Below are 19243 nucleotides of genomic sequence, written 5' to 3'. Positions count from 1 at the left end.
AAGAACGGCAAATCCCGCTTGCCATCGCAATCGCCCGGCTTATCGAACGTTTGTGGAAAGAGAATCTTTGGTCGGGCAATGGGCGGTTCGTGCAACGGCAGGCGTCATCCTGCTTGGCGTTTCGCCTCAGCTATCCTGTGCGCAGGAGCTCCCGCAGGCGCCATCTGCTCCGCCGCCCGCCAAGCCGCAGCAGCTCCAGTTAAGCGCTGCCCAGTTGTTCCAGTTCGCCGATTCCGCGCGCGATGCGGGTGATTTCGCCACTGCCGAAGCGGCCTACCGGGCGCTGGCCACCAACCCGGACGTCGAACTGCGCACGGAGGCGCGCTTCCGGCTGGCACTGATGCTGGCGGACCGCATGGGCCGTCCGCGCGATGCCGCGATCGAGCTTCGCCGCATTCTCGACGAAAAGCCCGATGTCGCCCGCGTCCGCCTCGAACTGGCCCGCATGAACGCTCTGCTCGGTCGCCTTGGGGCGGCCGAGCGCGAGTTCCGCGCCGCGCAGGCCAGTGGCCAACTCCCGCCCGATGTCGAGCGCGCGGTGCGCTTCTATGCCTCCGCGCTCGCCGCCGCCAAGCCGGTCGGCGGCAGCATCGAACTCGCGCTTGCACCGGACAGCAACATCAACCGCGCGACCCGGTCCGATACGCTCGGAACCGTGATCGGCGATTTCACCCTCAGCGACGATGCCCGCGCCAAGTCCGGCCTCGGCCTCGCCGCTCGCGCACAGGGCTATGCCCGCTTGCCCCTCGGCACAAAGACCCGCCTGCTCGCCCGCATTTCGGGCAGCGGCGATTTCTACCGCACCGGCCAGTTCGACGATTACGCCCTCGCGCTCCAGCTCGGCCCGGAATTCCAGTCCGGCCAGGACCGCATTACCTTCTCCGCAGGCCCCTCGTGGCGCTGGTTCGGGCAGCAGCCTTTCAGCAAGGGCTGGGGCGGCTCGGCAGTCTGGCAGCACCCCCTCGGCAAACGCACCCAGCTCCGCGCCGAAACCGCGCTCTCGCGGCTCGACAACCGCCGCAACGATCTGCAGGATTCGACGATCTACGCCGCCACCCTCGGCCTCGACCGCGCGTTCAGCGCGCGCTTCGGCGGCGGCGTGCAGTTGCGCGCAAGCCGCACCGCGGCGCGCGATCCGGGTTGGTCGGACTGGACCGGCGGCAGCTCGGTCTATCTGTTCCGCGAACTGGGCCGCACCACGCTGGTCCTCGACGGCAGCTACACCCGCCTCGAAGCGGACGAGCGCCTGTTCCTCTATCCGAAAAAGCGCGTCGACGAGCGGCTGACCATCGGCTTTGCCGCCACATTCCGCGCCATCCAGTGGAAGGGCATCGCGCCCTTCCTGCGCCTTCGGGCCGAGCGCAATCGCTCGACCGTCGGGATATTCGATTTCAGCCGCCGCGCCGCAGAACTTGGCGTGACATCGGCATTCTGAGGGGAGAGCGTTCAATGACTAACCATAATCGTCGCGCCGCAACCGCTTCGGCCTTGACCATCGCGCTGATGCTTGCAGCCTGCGGTGGCGGCGGCGTCAGCAGCACGCCCACGCCTGTGCCCACTCCGACGCCCACTCCGACGCCCACTCCGACGCCCACTCCGACGCCCACGCCGACTCCAACACCCACTCCGACGCCGACGCCCACTCCGACGCCGACGCCCACTCCGACACCCACACCCACACCCACACCCACACCCACACCCACACCCACACCCACACCCACACCCACACCCACGCCAACCCCCACCCCCACCGCAAACACGAGCCTCGTCGCCCCGCTGGTCAGCGAGACCTTCCGCAACAACGCTTCGGTCGCCTCGCTAAGCTTTCCCCTTAGCGGGGCGAACGGCACCGCCACCGCCGCGGCGCTGACGCTTACGGTGTCCTACAACGCCACCAACCAGTCATGGACCGTGTCCGACGCTACCCGCTCGCGCACCTTCCTGCCCGCCAATATCGACCCCACCCAGTCAAACAGCGCGATCACCACCTACAAGGTCGTCTCCGGCAGCACGACCGAGTTCCTCTCGCTCACCACCACCGGCACCGGTGCCGGGCAGACGCGCTATGTCGGCGCGGGCGTGTGGCAGCGGGTAACGACGGGCAGCAGTACGGTTGACGGCCGCGTGACCTCGTTCGCCTATGGCGTGCACACGCCCGATTCCGCCCTGCCACGTACCGGCTCTGCCAGCTACGACGTCCGCCTGCTCGGCGCGCGCAATTTCAGCTCGAAGATCTACGCGCTCGGCGGCACAGGTACGCTCTCGGTCGATTTCCTCTCCGGGGGCATGGCCGGGCGCGGCTTCTATGACGAGACCGACGTCGAAACCGGCGCCGTCGCGCGCAACTTCGGCTGGCGTGCCTTCGCGCTGCTCTCGCGCAGCGCCAACAGCTTCCTTGGCGAACTCACGCTCGACAGCACCGGCACCGGGCAGTTGCGCGGCTCCTTCTTCGGCCCCGCAGCCGAGGAAGTGGGCGCAACCTTCTCCAACAACCCCAACCCCGATGTCGCTGCCACCGGCGTGCTCTATGGCGTGCGCGGCACCACGCCCGTCAACACCTCGACCAATCTTGACGTGCCTGCCACCGACCAGTTCTACCAGCCGCTCGCCGCCTCGGCCAAGGGCACGCTCGGCACCGGGGGCAATCTCTCCTCGGTCTCGGCCGGAACCGCCGTCAGCGCTGTCCATCAGGGCGAGAACGGCTCGCCGCTGGTGTTCTACGGCACCGACGGCCGCATCCTGTGGCAGCCCCGGCGCGGCATCGACACGCCGCTGTCCTACGAGTTCTACACCAGCACCGATTACCTGCGCGCCGGCGTGCTGACAGACCGCCGTTCGAGCGTCGGCCAGATCGATGCCTTCGTCTATGGCTTCCCCACCACCGATGCCGCCACCCCGCGCACCGGCTCGGCCTCGTTCAACGTCGCGCTCAATGGCGGCATTGCCGCCAACGGCTCGCCCTTCCGCAGCGTGAACGGGCAGGGCAGCCTCAGCCTCAATTTCCAGAGCGGTGCGCTCACCACGCTCGGCAACTATACCGTGGGCAACTCTGTTCCCGGCATCGGCGCCGCCAACCCCGGCACGCAGCTCGACACCGGCAACTGGACCGGCAGCGGCACCCTGTCCTCCAGCGCCAACAGCTTCACCGGCACGATCGCGTTCGATGGCACGACCGACTACAGCGGCACGCTCACCGGCAAGCTCTTCGGCCCGGCGGCAGAGCAGGTCGGCGCGGTCGTCCAGGCCAGCAGCAGCGGCGGCTCGATCATGGCCGCAACCCTTGCCGGGGCTCGCGGGGCTGACAGCACCGCCTCGCAATCGGGCCTTGCTGCGCTCACCACCACCACCGTGCTCAATGGCGGCTCTGCGCAGTACTATGTCGTCCCCAGCCTCAATTCGAACCAGAGCCTGCTCGATAGCAACATCGAGGTCACCTACAATCCCACCGACAAGTCCTACATCCTCACTTCGAAGACCACCGGGACAAACTTCGGCACCGCCAAGCAGCTCGCGCAGACGCTTGCCGCCGCGGATTACAAGGTCGCCGAAAGCACCAGCACTTTCGACGTCTATCGCGGCGCAGACTACACCGCCCGCGTTTTCAAGCCCGGCAGCGGCAACCCCGCTCTCGCGCTGACGTACGCCAGCTTTGCCGAAGTCGTGCGCACCGACACCGTCGATGGTCGCGAGGTCTCGACGCGCTACTACGTGCCCTTCGGCGGCCTCACCCCCAGCTTCCAGATTCCGCGCACCGGCTCTGCCAGCTACTCGGGCGTGGTCTATGGCTATGGCCGCAACGGCGCGACCCAGAACGAGGCTTCGCTTTCGGGCACCAGCACCTTCACCGCAGACTTCGGTGCCGGCACGGGCAGCGCCGTCCTCGCGCTCACCGCCACCGACGTGACCAGCGATGCCGCCAGCAACCTCGGCAGCTTCACCTACAGCGGCTCGCTCGCCGGTGTGTGCCCCGGTTGCGGCGTAGGCAACAGCTTCACCCTGCGCGGCATCGGCACCAACGTCAGCAGCACCAGCTTCCTCAACGGCCTGTTCTTCGGCGTGAACGCGGCCGAGTGGGGCGGCGCCTTCACCCTCAACCTCGATTCCCCCAACGGCCAAAGCGCCACCGCCTCAACCTTCTCGGGCGTAACCCTCGGCAAGAAGAACTGACCCAGTTCCTCCCCGCCCCGGGGAGGGGGACCACCGAAGGTGGTGGAGGGGCACCCCAATTCCTCCCCCACCGGGGGAGGGGAACCATCCGCAGGATGGTGGAGGGGCACCATCGCAACAGCGCCCCGTCGAAAGGCAAAAGCCACCCTCGAATCCCCCCTCCCGCAAACGGGAGGGGCATCCCACGTTTCCCCCCTCCGCCAAGCGGAAGGGGCCGGGGGTGGGCCTGTCACTTCAAAGCCAGCGCCCAAACCCGGTTCGCCTGACGGCAAAAGCCCACCCCAACCCCTCCCGCCTGCGGGAGGGGCAACAAATCCGACCACCACCAATCCCGCTCATCCTGAGCCTGTCGAAGGATGGCCCCCGGACCATCCCCGCGAAGGCGGAGCCTCACGCCACCTTGCGCAAGGAATAGCCCGCAGGCCCGCGATGGACATGGCCCAGCCGCTCCAGCGCATCGAGCGTCGCCTGCACCCGCCGCGCCACTTTCATCCCTTGCGAGAAGCGGCGGGCGATGTCCTCGGCATCGGGTGCGCCTGCGCGCAATGCGTCGATCACCGCTGCCGTCTGCCCAATCGCGTCGCGCGGGAATTGCGGCTTGCGCGTCTCAACGTCGGGCAGCAGCGCCTCGATCTGCGTACCCGGTTCGGGCCGCTTGAATTCCACCACGCCCGCCTTCGGGATCTGGTATTCGGGCCGCAGCCAGCGCACGATCCCGCGCTGCTCCTCTGCATGGCGCTCTGCGTTCAGCGCCACCAGCCTCGCCACAATGTCCTCGTCCGAAAGATCGCGCGGCCAGCCATAGGCATCGGCCACTTCCGCATCGATCCGGTCATGTAATTCGCAGATCAGATCGATCAGCCCGCGCTGGCGCTGGTCCTGCTCCACGATGTCCAGCGGCTCGCCCTTTGAAGCGTCCCGGGTTTTCCGGAGGCTCCTATCTGTGAGAAGGAGCTGTGATGAGCGCTACAAGGAACAAGTTTTCGCCTGAGTTTCGCGACCGTGCCGTGCGGATGGTCGATGAGCATCGAGGGGATTATCCGTCGGAGTGGGCGGCGATGACCTCGATCGCCGGGAAGGTTGGCTGCACGACCGAGACGCTGCGCCGCTGGTGCCGCGAGGAGGCGAGCCGACGAGCGGGGCCAGTGGCGCAGGCCGCCACTGACCGGGAACGCCTCAAGTTGCTGGAGCGGGAGGTCAAGGAGCTACGGCGGGCCAACGAGATCCTGCGCAAGGCTTCCGCGTATTTTGCGATGGCGGAGCTCGACCGCCACGGCAGATGATGATGGCGTTCATCGACGCCCATCGCGAGGACCTGGGTATCGAGCCGATCTGCCGTGAACTGGCGATCGCCCCGTCCTCCTATCACGAGCATGCTGCCCGCCTTGCCGATCCCGGCAGGCGACCGGCTCGGGCACGACGGGACGATGAGATGCGGGCACAGATCAAGCGCGTCCATGAGGCCAGCTTCGGTCTCTATGGGACGCGCAAGGTCTGGCACCAGCTGCGGCGCGAAGGCGTGGTGATCGCCAAGTGCACAGTGGAACGCCTGATGGCAGCCATGGGGCTGGCAGGTGTGCGGCGTGGCAAGAAGACTATCACCACGGTCGGCGATCCGAAGGCGCCATGCCCGCTGGACAAGGTCAACCGTGAGTTCCGCGTCAGTCGCCCCAATGCCCTGTGGGTGGTCGACTTCACCTACGTCCACACCTGGGCAGGGTTCGTTTACGTAGCCTTCGTGATCGATGCCTATGCCCGACGGATCGTGGGCTGGAAGGTTAGCAGCTCGGCGACCGCCGGCTTCGTCCTAGATGCCCTCGAACAGGCGATCCACGCCCGCCGCCCCGGCCCCGATGACGGACTGATCCACCATAGCGACCGGGGCGTTCAATACCTTGCCATGAACTACACCCAGCGCCTCGCCGAGGCGAACCTTGTGCCGTCGGTCGGCAGCGTCGGCGACAGCTATGACAATGCCTTGGCCGAGACGATCAACGGCCTCTATAAGGCCGAAGTCATCTGGCGGCAGCGGTCATGGCCCAGCGTGTCAGCCGTGGAAATGGCAACCCTGCGCTGGGTCGATTGGTTCAACAACCATCGCCTGCTCGGCCCCATCGGACACATCCCGCCTGCTGAGGCCGAGGCCAACTACTATGCAGCCAACGAGACCCTCGATTTGGTGGCATGTCCCAATTCAAACTGCCTCCGGAAAACCCGGGACGCTTCACTTGCCCGGTTCCGCCACCGTCATCGCAATCCGCACTGCCGCCGTGTCGCGGGTCGCCTTGGTCCACGGATGATCCGGAATGGCCAGCACCAGTGAAACCGGCACCCGCCCGTCCAGATACTTGGCAATCGTGCGGCGGCTGAATTCCTGCGTGATCGAATTGGTCGTGACAAAGCCGAACCGCTTCAGCCGCGATCCTTTGCGCGTCATCTGGTCGGCGGCGCGGTCCCACCAGTACATCACGAAGTCCGCGCTCTTGTTGATCTTGGGGTTCGCCTTCCACAGCGCCGTGGCATAGGCATCGCCCAACCGGCTGCGGATGTCCTTGCCCCCAATAAACGGCGGATTGCCCACGATGTAATCCGCCTCCGGCCATTCCGGGCGGCGCGGGTTGCGCAGTTCGGTGCCGGTGCCATCGGCGCGCGGGAATTCGCCATCGTGCTTCACCACCGCATCCATCGCGGTGATGTTCGCCAGCTTTTCCAGCACCGGGTCGCTGATGCTGGTGCCGTTGCGCATCTGCCATTGCAGGTATCCCAGCCACAGCACCAGTTCGGCAATCGCGGCGGCACGCGGGTTCAGTTCCATCCCCAGGAAGTTGCGCGGATGCACCGTGCTGGTTTCCAGCGCCAGCGCTTCCTGCCCGCCCAAATCGGCCAGCACTTCCAGCACGTCGCCTTCCAGCCGCTTCATCAGTTCCAGCGCCACGTACAGGAAATTGCCGGTGCCGCAGGCCGGGTCCAGCACGCGGGTGTGCGCCAGCTTCTCATGGAAATCGTGCACCGCCTTGATCGCGGCGGCAGGGTCGGTCTCGCGCTCGCGCTCCACCGTGCCCAGCACCGCGCCTTCCCATTCGGCCTGCAGCGGGTCGATCACCGTGGCGTTCACCAGCCGCTCCACATAGGCGCGCGGGGTGTAATGCGCGCCCAGCCGCTTGCGCTCGTCCTTGTCCAGCGCCTGTTCCAGCAGCGTGCCGAAGATCGCGGGTTCCACTTCGGTCCAGTCGTGCCTCGCCGCTTCGTAAAGCTCGCCGATCTCTTCCTTCTGCAGCGGGATCGCGCTCCGTTCATGGAACAGCCCGCCGTTGAATTTGCGCACCGTCTTGCGCAGGACCGGGCTGAAACCGCCTGCGTCCATCGAACGCCACAGGTCTTCCAGCATCGGCGCAAAGCTTTCCGGGTTGCCCCGCGCATCGGCCAGAACTTCGGTAAAGCTGCCGCGCTCCAAAAGGCCGGTGTCTTCGGCAAACATCGTGAACAGGCACCGCATCAGGAAATGCGCTACCGGTTCGGGCTTGTATCCGCGGTCTTCCAGCAGCTTGCTCACGCTCGCCAGCCGCCCGGCAATGTCGCGCGTCACCTTTGCGGCGCGCTTGGCCGGGTCAAGGCTGTGCGGGTCGGTCCAGATCGCGCGCAGCCGCTCCTGAATCTCCGGCTCGCGCAAGTCGTCCAGATAGATGCGGAAGCCGCCACGGTCGGGAAACTGGCGGTAGTTCTTTCCCTGCCCCGAAAAGTCGGCAAACACCTCGATCGCGTGGCCCACGTCGCACACCAGGATGAACGGCGGCCAGCCATGCTCCACCGGCAGGGCGCGGGCATATTGTTCCGCCTGCTCGCGCGCGTTGCGCATCAGCACGTCCCACGCCCGGTTCGCGCTGCGCCGCCCGCGCGGGCCATTGGCGTCCAGCCCCGGCAGTGCGGCCTGCTCTGCGGCCAACGTCACTTCCTTCGCGCCGCCCCGTTCCCGGCTCTGCTTGGCCTCCAGCACGAAGCATCCGCGCTTGTAGAGGTCGATCCGCCCATGCCCGGCACGTCCGGCCTCGTCCTTGAAGGTTACTGCGCGTTCGAAGACGTAATCGTTGTTGGCATGGGTCGCGTCGGCAGGATTGGGGCGCGGCAGGTCAAGCAATTGAGCCAGTTCGCTCAGGAACAGCGGGAAATTGGCACGCTCCGCCCCGCCTTCATTGTTGCGCCAGCGTTCGATGAACTCGTCGATTTTCAAGAGGCCAGCCTACGTGTTTGTTCCTATATTCCTTACATTTCCCTCCTTGCCAAGTGATCACCCGCACCACACCGGAGCCTTTGCGCACCGGGTCGTTTCCCCCAAAGCCCGTATTGCACCGCACCCCCGCGCTCCCCACATGCGGAGACGCAGGGCAGGGGGCCTTGCCTCAATCGAACAAATATGGAACACCGCCGCGCATGTCTCTCACTACCATTTCCGTCCGCGGCGCTCGTGAACACAATCTCAAGGGGATCGACATCGATCTCCCGCGCGACAGCCTGATCGTCATCACCGGCCTGTCGGGCTCCGGCAAATCCAGCCTCGCGTTCGATACGATCTATGCCGAAGGCCAGCGCCGCTACGTGGAATCGCTGTCGGCCTACGCGCGCCAGTTCCTCGAGATGATGCAGAAGCCCGATGTCGAGCATATCGACGGCCTCTCGCCCGCCATCTCGATCGAGCAGAAGACCACAAGCCGCAACCCGCGCTCCACAGTGGCGACGGTCACCGAAGTCTATGACTACATGCGCCTGCTCTGGGCGCGCGTCGGCATCCCCTACAGCCCCGCCACCGGCGAGCCGATCTCGGCGCAGACCGTGTCGCAGATGGTCGACCGCGTCATGGCCCTGCCCGAAGGCACCCGCGCCTATCTCCTCGCCCCCGTCGTGCGCGGCCGCAAGGGCGAATACCGCCGCGAACTCGCCGAATGGCAGAAGGCCGGCTACACCCGCGTCCGCATCAACGGCGAAATGATGCCCATCGAAGACGCCCCCGCGCTCGACAAGAAGCTCAAGCACGACATCGAGGTGGTGGTCGACCGCATCGCCGTCCGCGACGGCATCCAGACCCGCCTCGCCGACAGCTTCGAACAGGCCCTCAAGCTGGCCGACGGCCTCGCCTACATCGATCTCGCCGATGGCCCCGTTCCCGGCCGTGAGGAAGAGGCGAAAGGCAAGGGCGGCATGAAGCGCACCGGCCTCCCGCCCAACCGCATCGTCTTCTCCGAAAAGTTCGCCTGCCCCGTCAGCGGCTTCACCATCGAGTCCATCGAACCGCGCCTGTTTTCGTTCAACGCCCCGCAAGGCGCGTGCCCCGCCTGCGACGGCCTCGGCGAAAAGCTGCTGTTCGATCCGCAGCTCGTCGTGCCTAACGAGAACCTGTCCTTGAAGCAGGGCGCCGTCGTCCCCTGGGCCAAGAGCAACCCGCCGTCGCCCTATTACATGCAGGTCCTCGCCAGCCTCGCCGCGCATTTCGGCTTCAGCCTCGATACGCCGTGGGACAAGCTCTCCCCCGAGGTCAAGATCGTCATTCTCTACGGCACCGCCGGCAAGGCCGTGCCGCTCACCTTCATTGACGGCAAGAAGTCCTACACCGTCAACAAGGCCTTCGAAGGCGTGATCGGCAACCTCAACCGCCGCATGCTGCAGACCGAATCTGCCTGGATGCGCGAGGAGCTGTCCAAGTTCCAGACGGCCCAGCCGTGCGAGACCTGCGAAGGCAAGCGCCTCAAGCCCGAGGCGCTCAGCGTCAAGGTCGCAGGCGCCGATATCTCCTCCATCACCCGCCTCTCCGTCGCTGCCGCGGTCGAATGGTACGGCGCGCTCGATGAAAAGCTCACCAGCCAGCAGAGCCAGATCGCCAAGGCCATCCTCAAGGAAATCAACGAGCGCCTCGGCTTCCTCAACAACGTCGGCCTCGATTACCTCAACCTCGATCGCACCTCCGGCACCCTCTCGGGCGGCGAGAGCCAGCGCATCCGCCTCGCCTCCCAGATCGGCTCCGGCCTCTCGGGCGTGCTCTACGTGCTCGACGAACCCAGCATCGGCCTCCACCAGCGCGACAACGACCGCTTGCTCGAAACCCTCAAGCGCCTGCGCGATCTCGGCAACACCGTGATCGTGGTCGAGCATGACGAGGACGCCATCCGCACCGCCGATCACGTCGTCGATCTCGGCCCCGGCGCAGGCGTCCACGGCGGCGAGATCGTGGCGCAAGGGCGTTTGCAGGACATTCTCGACAACCCGAACAGCCTCACCGGCCAGTACCTCACCGGCGCCCGCCGCATCGAAGTCCCCAAGCACCGCCGCAAGGGCAACGGCCTGTTCATCGGCGTGGAGGGCGCGCGCGCCAACAACCTGCAGAACGTCAGCGCCAAAGTCCCCCTCGGCACCTTCACCTGCGTCACCGGCGTCTCCGGCTCGGGCAAGTCGAGCTTCACCATCGACACGCTCCACGCCGTCGCCGCCCGCACGCTGAACGGCGCGCGCGTGATCGCGGGAGCGCACGATCGCGTCACCGGCCTCGAACACTGCGACAAGGTGATCGAGATCGACCAGTCCCCCATCGGCCGCACCCCGCGCTCCAACCCCGCCACCTACACCGGCGCCTTCACCCTGATCCGTGACTGGTTCGCCGGCCTCCCCGAAAGCGCCGCGCGCGGCTACAAGGCCGGCCGCTTCAGCTTCAACGTCAAGGGCGGCCGCTGCGAAAAGTGCCAGGGCGATGGCCTGATCAAGATCGAGATGCACTTCCTCCCCGACGTCTACGTCACCTGCGAGGAGTGCGACGGCAAGCGCTACAACCGCGAAACGCTCGAGGTGAAGTTCAAGGGCCACTCCATCGCCGACGTGCTCGACATGACGATCGAGGACGCCGAAGAGTTCTTCAAGGCCGTCCCCCCGATCCGTGACCGGATGCACATGCTCAACGAAGTGGGCCTGGGCTACGTCAAGGTCGGCCAGCAGGCGACGACGCTATCGGGCGGTGAAGCGCAACGCGTCAAACTCGCCAAGGAACTCGCCCGCCGCAGCACCGGGCAAACCCTCTACATCCTCGACGAGCCCACCACCGGCCTCCACTTCGAAGACGTGCGCAAGCTGCTGGAAGTCCTCCACCGCCTCGTCGAACAGGGCAACTCCGTCGTCGTGATCGAACACAACCTCGACGTGATCAAGACCGCCGACTGGATCATCGACCTCGGCCCCGAAGGCGGCGTCCGCGGCGGCGAGATCGTCGCCGAAGGCACCCCCGAACACGTCGCCAAAAACCCCCGCAGCTTCACCGGCCAGTACATGGCCCCGTTGCTGAACCGCTAGTTGATCCCCCACCGGGGGAGGGGAACCACCGAAGGTGGTGGAGGGGCACCCCGGTTCCTCCCCGTCACGGGGAGGGGGACCATCCGAAGGATGGTGGAGGGGCACCCTCGCAAGAGCGCCACCCCACCACCCAAGCCCCGCTCATCCTGAGCCTGTCGAAGGATGCCAACACAACACCGCTGATCCCCGACCGGTGGTCCTCGGCGCTGCCAAAGTGGTCGGCGAATTGGGGTTTGAGTGAGCTGTCACCGTAATCCGAACGGCTAATCGGGGACTTTACACGCGTCACCGCAATTCATCCGCAATCTCACGAATGTCGCTGGAAATTATAGCGCACTTAATTGACGTACTGTTTCTGAAAAGCAGGGGCACGAGCTAATAATACGCTGAAAGCCACCTTTATGGCGCTCGCAATAAGCATTGCGTCGCTGATATGACTTATCTATATTGTTGTAATTTTCCTGTGGGACTCGTCCCTCTGAAGTCTCGAGAACAGCCATGAAGGCATCAATTAACTCTTGGCCCCTCAGTAACTCCCACATGCGAGGTTGCCCATGGAAAGCCGCGATACACCAGTTCTCGGTCGACTCCACTGCCGGAGTAGGAATGTGTCTGGTCGCATCTTTTTCGGTCATTTCATGTAATTTCGCCGCCAATGTCAAAACTTCTCTTACTGCGTTAGCTCTGGTTGTGGAATCATCTGATTTTGGCGGGGTATATTGAAATTTTGCTGCAACGAACTGCCTGAATGAGGAGTCTTCCAGTACATCGCTATCAAGCTGCATGATTATTGCATCTAAGGGCGAGCGTCCTAAGTTATCTGAGAATAAGCCACCGGAAAAGTAGTTTTGGATTCTGAAATCAGGAGGATTTTTCTCAAGCCAAAGCAGAACATTGGCCCATCCTCCTTCCGGACGTGTGCGGTCAAAGCGTGGATAAAGAGGTTCGAAGCTGGCCTTAATGCCCATATTATCCAAGGCGGCACTCAAAAAATGCGTTATCGCAGGATAGTCAGACCGACCCTCGCACACTACTCCAATGTTCATAATCCAAGAGCGCCTGGTATAAGGTTGTCTAACCAAAGCTGAGACAGATTTCGGCCACCGGTCTTAAGCAACCAATCTTCACGCGTAACTCCTTTAGGAGGCTGAAGGCGATCAGCGACTGTATGACCTTTTTCATTCCGTTTTACAACGTAGATCCGAACATCATTGTCGAACAAGTCAAATGCATCAAGTGCGGTTGGGTTGTGACTCGTTAAAAAAACCTGCTCAGCTCCAATTTGTCTTTCCGAATCGGATTGAAGCTTGCTGACTTCGATGATTTTTTCGACTAAAAGTCGAGTCAATCGAGGGTTCAGCGCGCTGTCGACGTTATCTAGCGCAAAGACCTTTGGTGCATTTGGATGCCCTAGAATTATTCCGGCGAACAATAGAAACAGAGTTCCTTCGCTGCTGTCATAGACTGACAGCCTGTTTCGGCTCGAGTGCATGTACCTGTCTACAAAGTATACCGTTTCGCTCGACCGGTCTGCAATGTCGCGAGATGTTAAGCTCGGCACTCCGTGATGTACCCCAAAAGGTGGAATAACCTTCTTGACTCCATATGTTCCCGCCCAGCCTGGAAGCCAGACTAAGTCAATGCATAGGTCGACGATGCGACGATCATTATCACTTTTTTCCAAATTTAACTGAAATTCTCGCCATAAATCCAGAAAGCTAGATACAGCTTCAGGAAGTCCTTCTCCATGCAGCCCAATAGGGGGTGTATCGACGCGACCGCTTTGCCTGCCTCGTAAGAAATCAGCCTGCGGTGTGTAAATTACGTAGCGGGAAAACTGCTCGAACACCTTAGCTGCGTCAGGTGGTCCATCGAATGTAGTTTTAATTTGGTCCCAAATTCCACGGCTAGGATCTAACCGGTCTGAGTGCCCCATGGATTCGCCGCCGACCTTCGCGCCGCGGTTGCTGCGACCGAATAGCTTATGGTTGGCCAGAGAGGCAGATTCGGAGAATATTCTTAGTAGCGGGTCTCTTTCGCTGCTAATAAGGGAGCAGCGATAGTTCACTCCACCAGAAAAGGTAGATTCCAGCTCTAGCGTTTTTGGTAATTCTTCATTCTTAAATGAAGATTTCATCAGTTCTGCCGGAGTAAGACGGAGTCCTTTTCTCGCGATATCGGAGTCACCTAAGCCTCTGCCCAAGCATGCTGATGCGAGACCGATTGCTTCAAGCAGGTTGGATTTGCCGGTCCCATTACCACCGATAAAGAGGTTCACACGGCCGAGGTCGAGCCGTTGTTCTTTGACAGATTTAAAACGTGAAATTCGGAGCGTTTCAAGCATGGCCGGTGCATCATCCAAAGTTTGCCGGTTGGCAAGAGAATCCTAAATGCATGAGGCTTCAAAATGGCGATATGCCGTGCTCGCGGATTACGGTGAGAGGTTGCTAAACTCCCAATCCCACTCCACCGTCACCCCGGACCTGGTCCGGGGTCCCGCTTTTTCTCCCATTGCGCGCCTGCCGCAAGAACCGGGATCCCGGGTCGAGCCCGGGATGACGGGAAGGTGGGGAGACACTCCGCGTCTCCCTTCTCCTCCGCGTCGCTGCGTGAAACAGAAACCATTTTCCTACACCCCCCATCCTCGCCTAGAAGTTCCCGTTTCGTTCCAAACGGGAGTCGTCCATGTCGCACGCCACCGATCCCCACGCCGCCGCACCGCGCGCGCCCTCCGGCTTCGGCCGCGGCTGGATTCCAGCAAGCCGGGACATCGGGCTTCCGGGCGAATCGTGGTTGAACGCTGCTTTTCCCGTAAGCGCTGCAGTCCCCCTCCCGCAGGCGGGAGGGGTTAGGGGTGGGCATTCGCCGGTAGGCGAACAAGGGCGCGGTGGGCATTCGCCGGTAGGCGAACTCGGGTTTTACGCAGAAGAAGGAAGGGCCCACCCCCGGCCCCTCCCGCTTGCGGGAGGGGAGAGACTAAGGGACGCCCACCTGCCTGCGGGAGGGGAGGCGACGGAATCACTCCTCCACCCCAACCAGTTCACGCCCACCCGCATCGCGCGTTTCCTCGAACACCTCAGCCGCAGCGGGCAGGTGCGGCAGGCGGCGCGGGTGGCGGGGGTGTCTTCGCAGACGGCCTATGTCCGCCGCCGCCGCGATCCGGCCTTTGCCGCCGCGTGGGACGCAGGGCTGCTCCATGCGCGCGAGGCGGCCGAGCAGGTCCTTGCCGAGCGCGCGCTCCACGGCACCACCGAGACGATCTGGTTCCGGGGCGAGGCGGTGGGCGAGCGGCGGCGCTTCGACGCGCGGCTCCTGCTCGCGCACCTCGCCCGCCTCGACGCCCGCGCCTCGCAAGCGCCTCAGGCCGTCCACCACCTCGCCGAGGACTTCGACCGCATGCTCCTGGCCCTGGCCGAGGGCGCGGATGTCGCCGCCGCCACCGGCTTTGCCGACCCGGCGCAGGACCGCTTCCTCAAGCTTTGCGAAAAGCAGGCCGAACAGGACTTCCAGCGCGCCTGCCCCCTGCCGCTCGACGACCAGCCCGACGAGGCCTGGGACGACTGGCAGGAAGCGCACGACACCCACATGGCGCAGGCCCGCCAGATCGCACGCGAAAGCTGGGCCGCCGCCCAGAACCGCCGCGAAGCCAAACTCGCCGCTCTGTTCCCGTGCGAGGATGCAGAAGCAGGCGCCGCTCCCACACCCTCCGCCACCCCCACACACGCCGTCACCCCGGCGCAGGCCGGGGCCCACGGCGCTGGCGTCGTCAGCGCAACGACCGAAATGGCTCCCGGCCTCCGCCGGGATGACGCAGCATTGGTCGGTGAGGCTGATCCCAGCCGCACACCACACGCAACTTTAACACCAACCGCAACGCCTGCAGCCCCCACACCAACCGTCGCCCCGGCGCAGGCCGGGGCCCACGGCGCTGGCGTCTTGGGCGCAACGAACGAAATGGCTCCCGGCCTGCGCCGGGATGACGGGAAGTCTGCAGCGCAGTCCCAGCCAGACACCGTCGCCCCGGCGCAGGCCGGGGCCCACGCCGTCAGCGTCATCAGTGCAACTGCCGAAATGGCTCCCGGCCTGCGCCGGGATGACGGGAAAGGGGCGGCGGGGGCAAGGCTCCCTGAACCGTGTAAACCCCGTAAACCCCTCAGCGTACTGCGGTGCGGAACCTCGCCATCAGCGCTGGTAACAGGAGGCCTCAACTGGCCCCTGAACCACAGTCCTCCAGCGCCTCGCCAGCCTCAAGCCACGCCAGTTCCGCCTCTTCCAGCTCCCTGGCAAGCTTGCCCCGCCGCTGCGACAGGTCGCTCATGGTGAGCTTGGCGAATTCCGGCGCGGCGCTGGCGGGTTCGAACATCGCGCGGTCGATCTGCGCGAGTTCGGCCTGCAGCTTGGACACGCGCTTTTCCGCCTCGGTCTGCTTCTTCTGCAGCGCCTTGTACGTATCGCGCGCCGCAGCCCGAGCCTTGCGGTCCTGCGCGCCGCCGCCCTTGGTCGGCGTGTCGGACCCGCCATCCGCCCTGGGCTGGTTGCGGCCGAGGATGAAGTCGATGTAGTCCTCGATGCTGCCGTCGAACGGCTTCGCGGTGCCGCCGTCGACGAGGACCAGACGGTCGGCCACGAGTTCGGCCATGTGCCGGTCGTGGCTGATCAGGATCACCGCGCCCTTGTAGGCATTGAGCGCGTGGACCAGCGCCTCGCGGGCGTCGATGTCGAGGTGGTTGGTCGGCTCGTCGAGCACCAGCATGTGCGGCGCATCGCGGGTGACGAGGGCGAGGGCAAGCCGCGCCCGCTCACCGCCCGACAGCGTGCCGACTTGGCTCGTCGCGCGGTTGCCCGAGAAGCCGAAGCGGCCCAGCTGCGCGCGGACGGCGGCGGGGCTCTTGCCTTCCATCGCGCGGGTCATCAGTTCGAGCGGGGTGCCGCCATCGGCGATCTCCTCGACCTGGTACTGGGTGAAGTAGCCGACCTGCATCTTCCCCGTCGCCGTCATCGCCCCGTCCATCGGCGCGAGCTGCGCGGCGAGCAGGCGGGCGAGCGTTGTCTTGCCGTTGCCGTTGCGGCCGAGCAGGGCGATGCGGTCATCGGGATCGATGCGCAGGTTGAGCCGCTGCAGCACCGGCTTGCCGGGGGTGTAGCCAACGCTGGCAAGATCGAGCGTGATCAGCGGCGGGCGCAGTTCCTCGGGGTCGGGGAAATCGAAGCTGAGCGAGGGATCTTCGACCACCGCCGCGATCGGCTGCATCTTGGCCAGCATCTTGGCGCGCGACTGCGCCTGCTTGGCGGTGGAGGCGCGTGCGGAGTTGCGGGCGATGTAGTCCTTGAGCCGGTCCGCTTGCGCTTCCTGCGCGGCGCGAGCGGCAGCCTGCTGGGCGAGGCGTTCGTTGCGCTGGCGCTCGAAGCTGTCGTAGCCGCCGGGGTAGAGCGTGAGCTTGCCGGCGTGGAGGTGGACGATGTGATCGGCCACGTTGTTGAGCAGATCACGCTCGTGGCTGATCAGCAGCAGCGTGCCGGGATAGGCCTTGAGGAAGTTCTCGAGCCACAGCGTCGCTTCAAGGTCGAGGTGGTTCGACGGCTCGTCGAGCAGCAGCATGTCGGGCGCAGAGAAGAGGAGCGAGGCGAGCGCGACGCGCATCCGCCAGCCGCCGGAGAAACTGTCGAGCGGGGCAGCCTGCATCTCCTCGTCGAAGCCGAGGCCGATCAGGATGCGCGCGGCGCGGGCGTCGGCGCTGTAGGCATCGATGGCAAGGAGGCGGTCGTGGATGTCGCCCAGCCGGTCGGGGTCGGTGCAGGTCTCGGCCTCTGCGAGCAATTGCGTGCGCTCGACATCGGCGGCGAGCACGGTCTCGAACGGGGTGGCGCTGCCTGCCGGGGCTTCCTGCGCGAGGTAGCCGAGGCGGGTGCGGCGGGGCATCTCGATCGCGCCTTCGTCAGGCTCGATCTCGCCGATGATGGCTTTCACCAGGGTGGACTTGCCCGCCCCGTTGCGCCCGACGAGACCGACGCGGGCGCGGGGCGGGATGGCGGCCGAGGCGCGGGAAATGATGTCGCGTCCGCCGAGGCGCACGGTGATGCCGTTGATGGTAAGCATGAAAAAAGGACGCGTCCGCTTCGGAAATTCAGGGAAAATCGGGCGCGCGAGTCCCTGTCATACTCGCCCGATGTAGGCAAGCGGAGTTGAAACCCATCAAGCTTTGCAGCTGTGCTTAGTGGCGGCGGGCGTCCGTTGTCTGCTGCGGGGCGACCAGCGGCAGGTCCTCATACGCGGGCTGGAAGCCGAGCAGCCTGTAGAGGTCGGGCCTAAGGTAGGGGAAGGCGTCGCCGGCGTCCTCGTGGACGCGGGCACATTCGCCCAGGTAGCTGTCAATCGTGCGAAAGAGGCCGCGTTTCATGGTTTGCCATTGGTGTGCGGGAATGCGCCCGACAGCATTGCGTCGGAGAGGGTGAGTCGCGCCACGGGATTTGGTTTTCGTCAAATTCCAGCAACATGCTCCACGGCTGCAGAAGAAAAAAGACGGTGTTCAATAAAATATTAGACACCGTTCAATTCCTGAACTAGATAAGCTTCATCGTGATTGGACGAAGGGGATTCTTCATGGCGGTGAAGCGTGGGTTCTGGGGGAGCCTGAAGCATGATCTGGAAGCGCCGGTGGCGGCGCGCGGGTTCGGGACGGGCTGGTTTTCGGGGTTCTTTGCAATCCTGCTGGCGGCCATCGGCCTGTGCTTTGTCGCGGCGCTGCGCTGGCCTGCGATGTTCTCGATGCCCGAACTGGAGGCGGTGCGCGACTGGAGCGGGTTCCGGCCGCTGGTCCATGTCACGCTGCTAGGCTCTTATGCGCTCGCGCTGGTCAGCCTGATGCTGCGCCCGCGCAAGGTGCTTGGGTCGACGGCGCTGATGATGGCGCTAACCGCCACGATCCTCGGCGGTGCAGCAGTGCAGCCGCACGAGACGCATGACTGGGGCATTTTCTTCGGCGTGGACTTCTTTGCGGTGAACATGCTCGCCACCGGCCTGATGTTCGCCCCGATCGAGCGGATCTGGCCGCGCCGCCCCGACCAGCGGCTGTTCCGCATCGAGTGGCGCGAGGACCTGTTCTACTTCCTTGTCAGCTCGATGATGGTGCAGGTCATCACCTTCCTCGCGCTGGCGCCTTCAAGCTATGTCAACGCGCGTTTCGAGTGGCTCGACGCAGCGCGCGCCGCAGTGGGTTCGCTGCCGTGGGTGGTGCAGTTTGCGCTGGCGATGGTGCTGACCGATATCGCCCAGTACTGGTTCCACCGCCTCTTCCACACCGTGCCGTTCCTGTGGGGCTTCCATGCGGTGCATCACAGCGCCAAGGCGATGGACTGGCTGGCCGGAGCGCGGATGCACTTCGTCGAGATCGTCGCGCTGCGTGGCATCACCTCGCTGCCGCTGCTGACGCTGGGCTTTGCGCCATCGGTCATGCAGGCCTATGTCGGGATGGTCTATATCTATGCCTCGCTGGTCCATGCCAACGTGCGGGGCGACTTTGACCGGCTCGGCAAGTTCCTCGTCACGCCGCGCTTCCACCATTGGCACCATGCGATCGAGCCGGAGGCCATCGACAAGAACTTCGCGATCCACTTCCCGCTGCTCGACCGGCTGTTCGGCACCTATCACTTCCCCGAAGGTCGCTGGCCCACGGGATATGGCGTGCCGGAGAGCGTGCCGCAGGGTTACCTTGCCCAGTTCAAGTATCCCTTCGTGCGCAAGGCGGACTGA

At 64.6% G+C, this 19243-nt stretch carries 11 protein-coding genes, 1 pseudogene and 1 other annotated feature; of the genes and pseudogenes, 5 read left to right on the top strand and 7 right to left on the bottom strand.

The genetic code is table 11. The annotated features are described in order from the left end of the window. Window positions 1–67 precede the first annotated feature (67 nt). Complete coding sequence (locus tag ACZ1JX_RS09580; RefSeq protein WP_465123331.1) at window positions 68–1435, top strand: surface lipoprotein assembly modifier; 1368 nt, start codon at window positions 68–70, stop codon at window positions 1433–1435. 14 nt (window positions 1436–1449) lie between these two features. Then, on the top strand, window positions 1450–4167 hold the full coding sequence (locus tag ACZ1JX_RS09575; RefSeq protein WP_465123330.1) for a transferrin-binding protein-like solute binding protein: 2718 nt from the start codon (window positions 1450–1452) through the stop codon (window positions 4165–4167). 390 nt (window positions 4168–4557) lie between these two features. Here ACZ1JX_RS09575 and ACZ1JX_RS09570 read toward each other — a convergent pair whose 3' ends face one another. After that, window positions 4558–5055 carry a hypothetical protein gene (locus tag ACZ1JX_RS09570; RefSeq protein ID WP_465123329.1) on the bottom strand — a complete coding sequence of 166 codons (498 nt, stop codon included), beginning with the start codon at window positions 5053–5055 and terminating at the stop codon, window positions 4558–4560. A gap of 71 nt (window positions 5056–5126) precedes the next feature. Between ACZ1JX_RS09570 and ACZ1JX_RS09565 the strand changes: the two are divergent. Continuing rightward, window positions 5127–6352, top strand: a pseudogene (locus tag ACZ1JX_RS09565) (IS3 family transposase); the annotation flags it as partial. Then, window positions 5408–5522: a sequence feature (AL1L pseudoknot), on the top strand. It overlaps the preceding pseudogene by 115 nt. 39 nt (window positions 6353–6391) lie before the next feature. On the opposite strand, the gene ACZ1JX_RS09560 reads toward ACZ1JX_RS09565, so the two are convergent. Next, on the bottom strand, window positions 6392–8395 hold the full coding sequence (locus ACZ1JX_RS09560; protein ID WP_465123328.1) for a DNA methyltransferase: 2004 nt from the start codon (window positions 8393–8395) through the stop codon (window positions 6392–6394). Between the two features lie 200 nt (window positions 8396–8595). Here ACZ1JX_RS09560 and uvrA point away from each other — a divergent pair, with 200 nt between their 5' ends. Continuing rightward, complete coding sequence (gene uvrA, locus ACZ1JX_RS09555) at window positions 8596–11493, top strand: excinuclease ABC subunit UvrA (RefSeq protein ID WP_465123327.1); 2898 nt, start codon at window positions 8596–8598, stop codon at window positions 11491–11493. A gap of 326 nt (window positions 11494–11819) precedes the next feature. Here uvrA and ACZ1JX_RS09550 read toward each other — a convergent pair whose 3' ends face one another. The 5 genes from ACZ1JX_RS09550 to ACZ1JX_RS09530 all read right to left on the bottom strand — a co-directional run bounded on the left by ACZ1JX_RS09550 (window position 11820) and on the right by ACZ1JX_RS09530 (window position 17891). Next, window positions 11820–12482, bottom strand: coding sequence for a hypothetical protein (locus ACZ1JX_RS09550; RefSeq protein WP_465123326.1), 663 nt, complete (start codon window positions 12480–12482; stop codon window positions 11820–11822). Between the two features lie 53 nt (window positions 12483–12535). Next, entirely contained in the window at window positions 12536–13855 is a 1320-nt protein-coding gene (locus ACZ1JX_RS09545; protein ID WP_465123325.1) for an AAA family ATPase, read from the bottom strand. A gap of 656 nt (window positions 13856–14511) precedes the next feature. Further along, on the bottom strand, window positions 14512–15345 hold the full coding sequence (locus tag ACZ1JX_RS09540; protein WP_465123324.1) for a hypothetical protein: 834 nt from the start codon (window positions 15343–15345) through the stop codon (window positions 14512–14514). Between the two features lie 352 nt (window positions 15346–15697). Then, window positions 15698–17590, bottom strand: coding sequence for an ABC-F family ATP-binding cassette domain-containing protein (locus tag ACZ1JX_RS09535; RefSeq protein ID WP_465123323.1), 1893 nt, complete (start codon window positions 17588–17590; stop codon window positions 15698–15700). A gap of 115 nt (window positions 17591–17705) precedes the next feature. Continuing rightward, on the bottom strand, window positions 17706–17891 hold the full coding sequence (locus ACZ1JX_RS09530) for a hypothetical protein (RefSeq protein WP_465123322.1): 186 nt from the start codon (window positions 17889–17891) through the stop codon (window positions 17706–17708). 203 nt (window positions 17892–18094) lie between these two features. Here ACZ1JX_RS09530 and ACZ1JX_RS09525 point away from each other — a divergent pair, with 203 nt between their 5' ends. Further along, the gene (locus tag ACZ1JX_RS09525; protein WP_465123321.1) at window positions 18095–19243 is read left to right on the top strand and encodes a sterol desaturase family protein; all 1149 of its coding nucleotides are present in this window, start codon (window positions 18095–18097) and stop codon (window positions 19241–19243) included.

Source organism: Novosphingobium sp. BL-A-41-Hi4A-0G, assembly GCF_055521735.1.
This window is presented reverse-complemented; position numbering and strand designations above follow the sequence as displayed.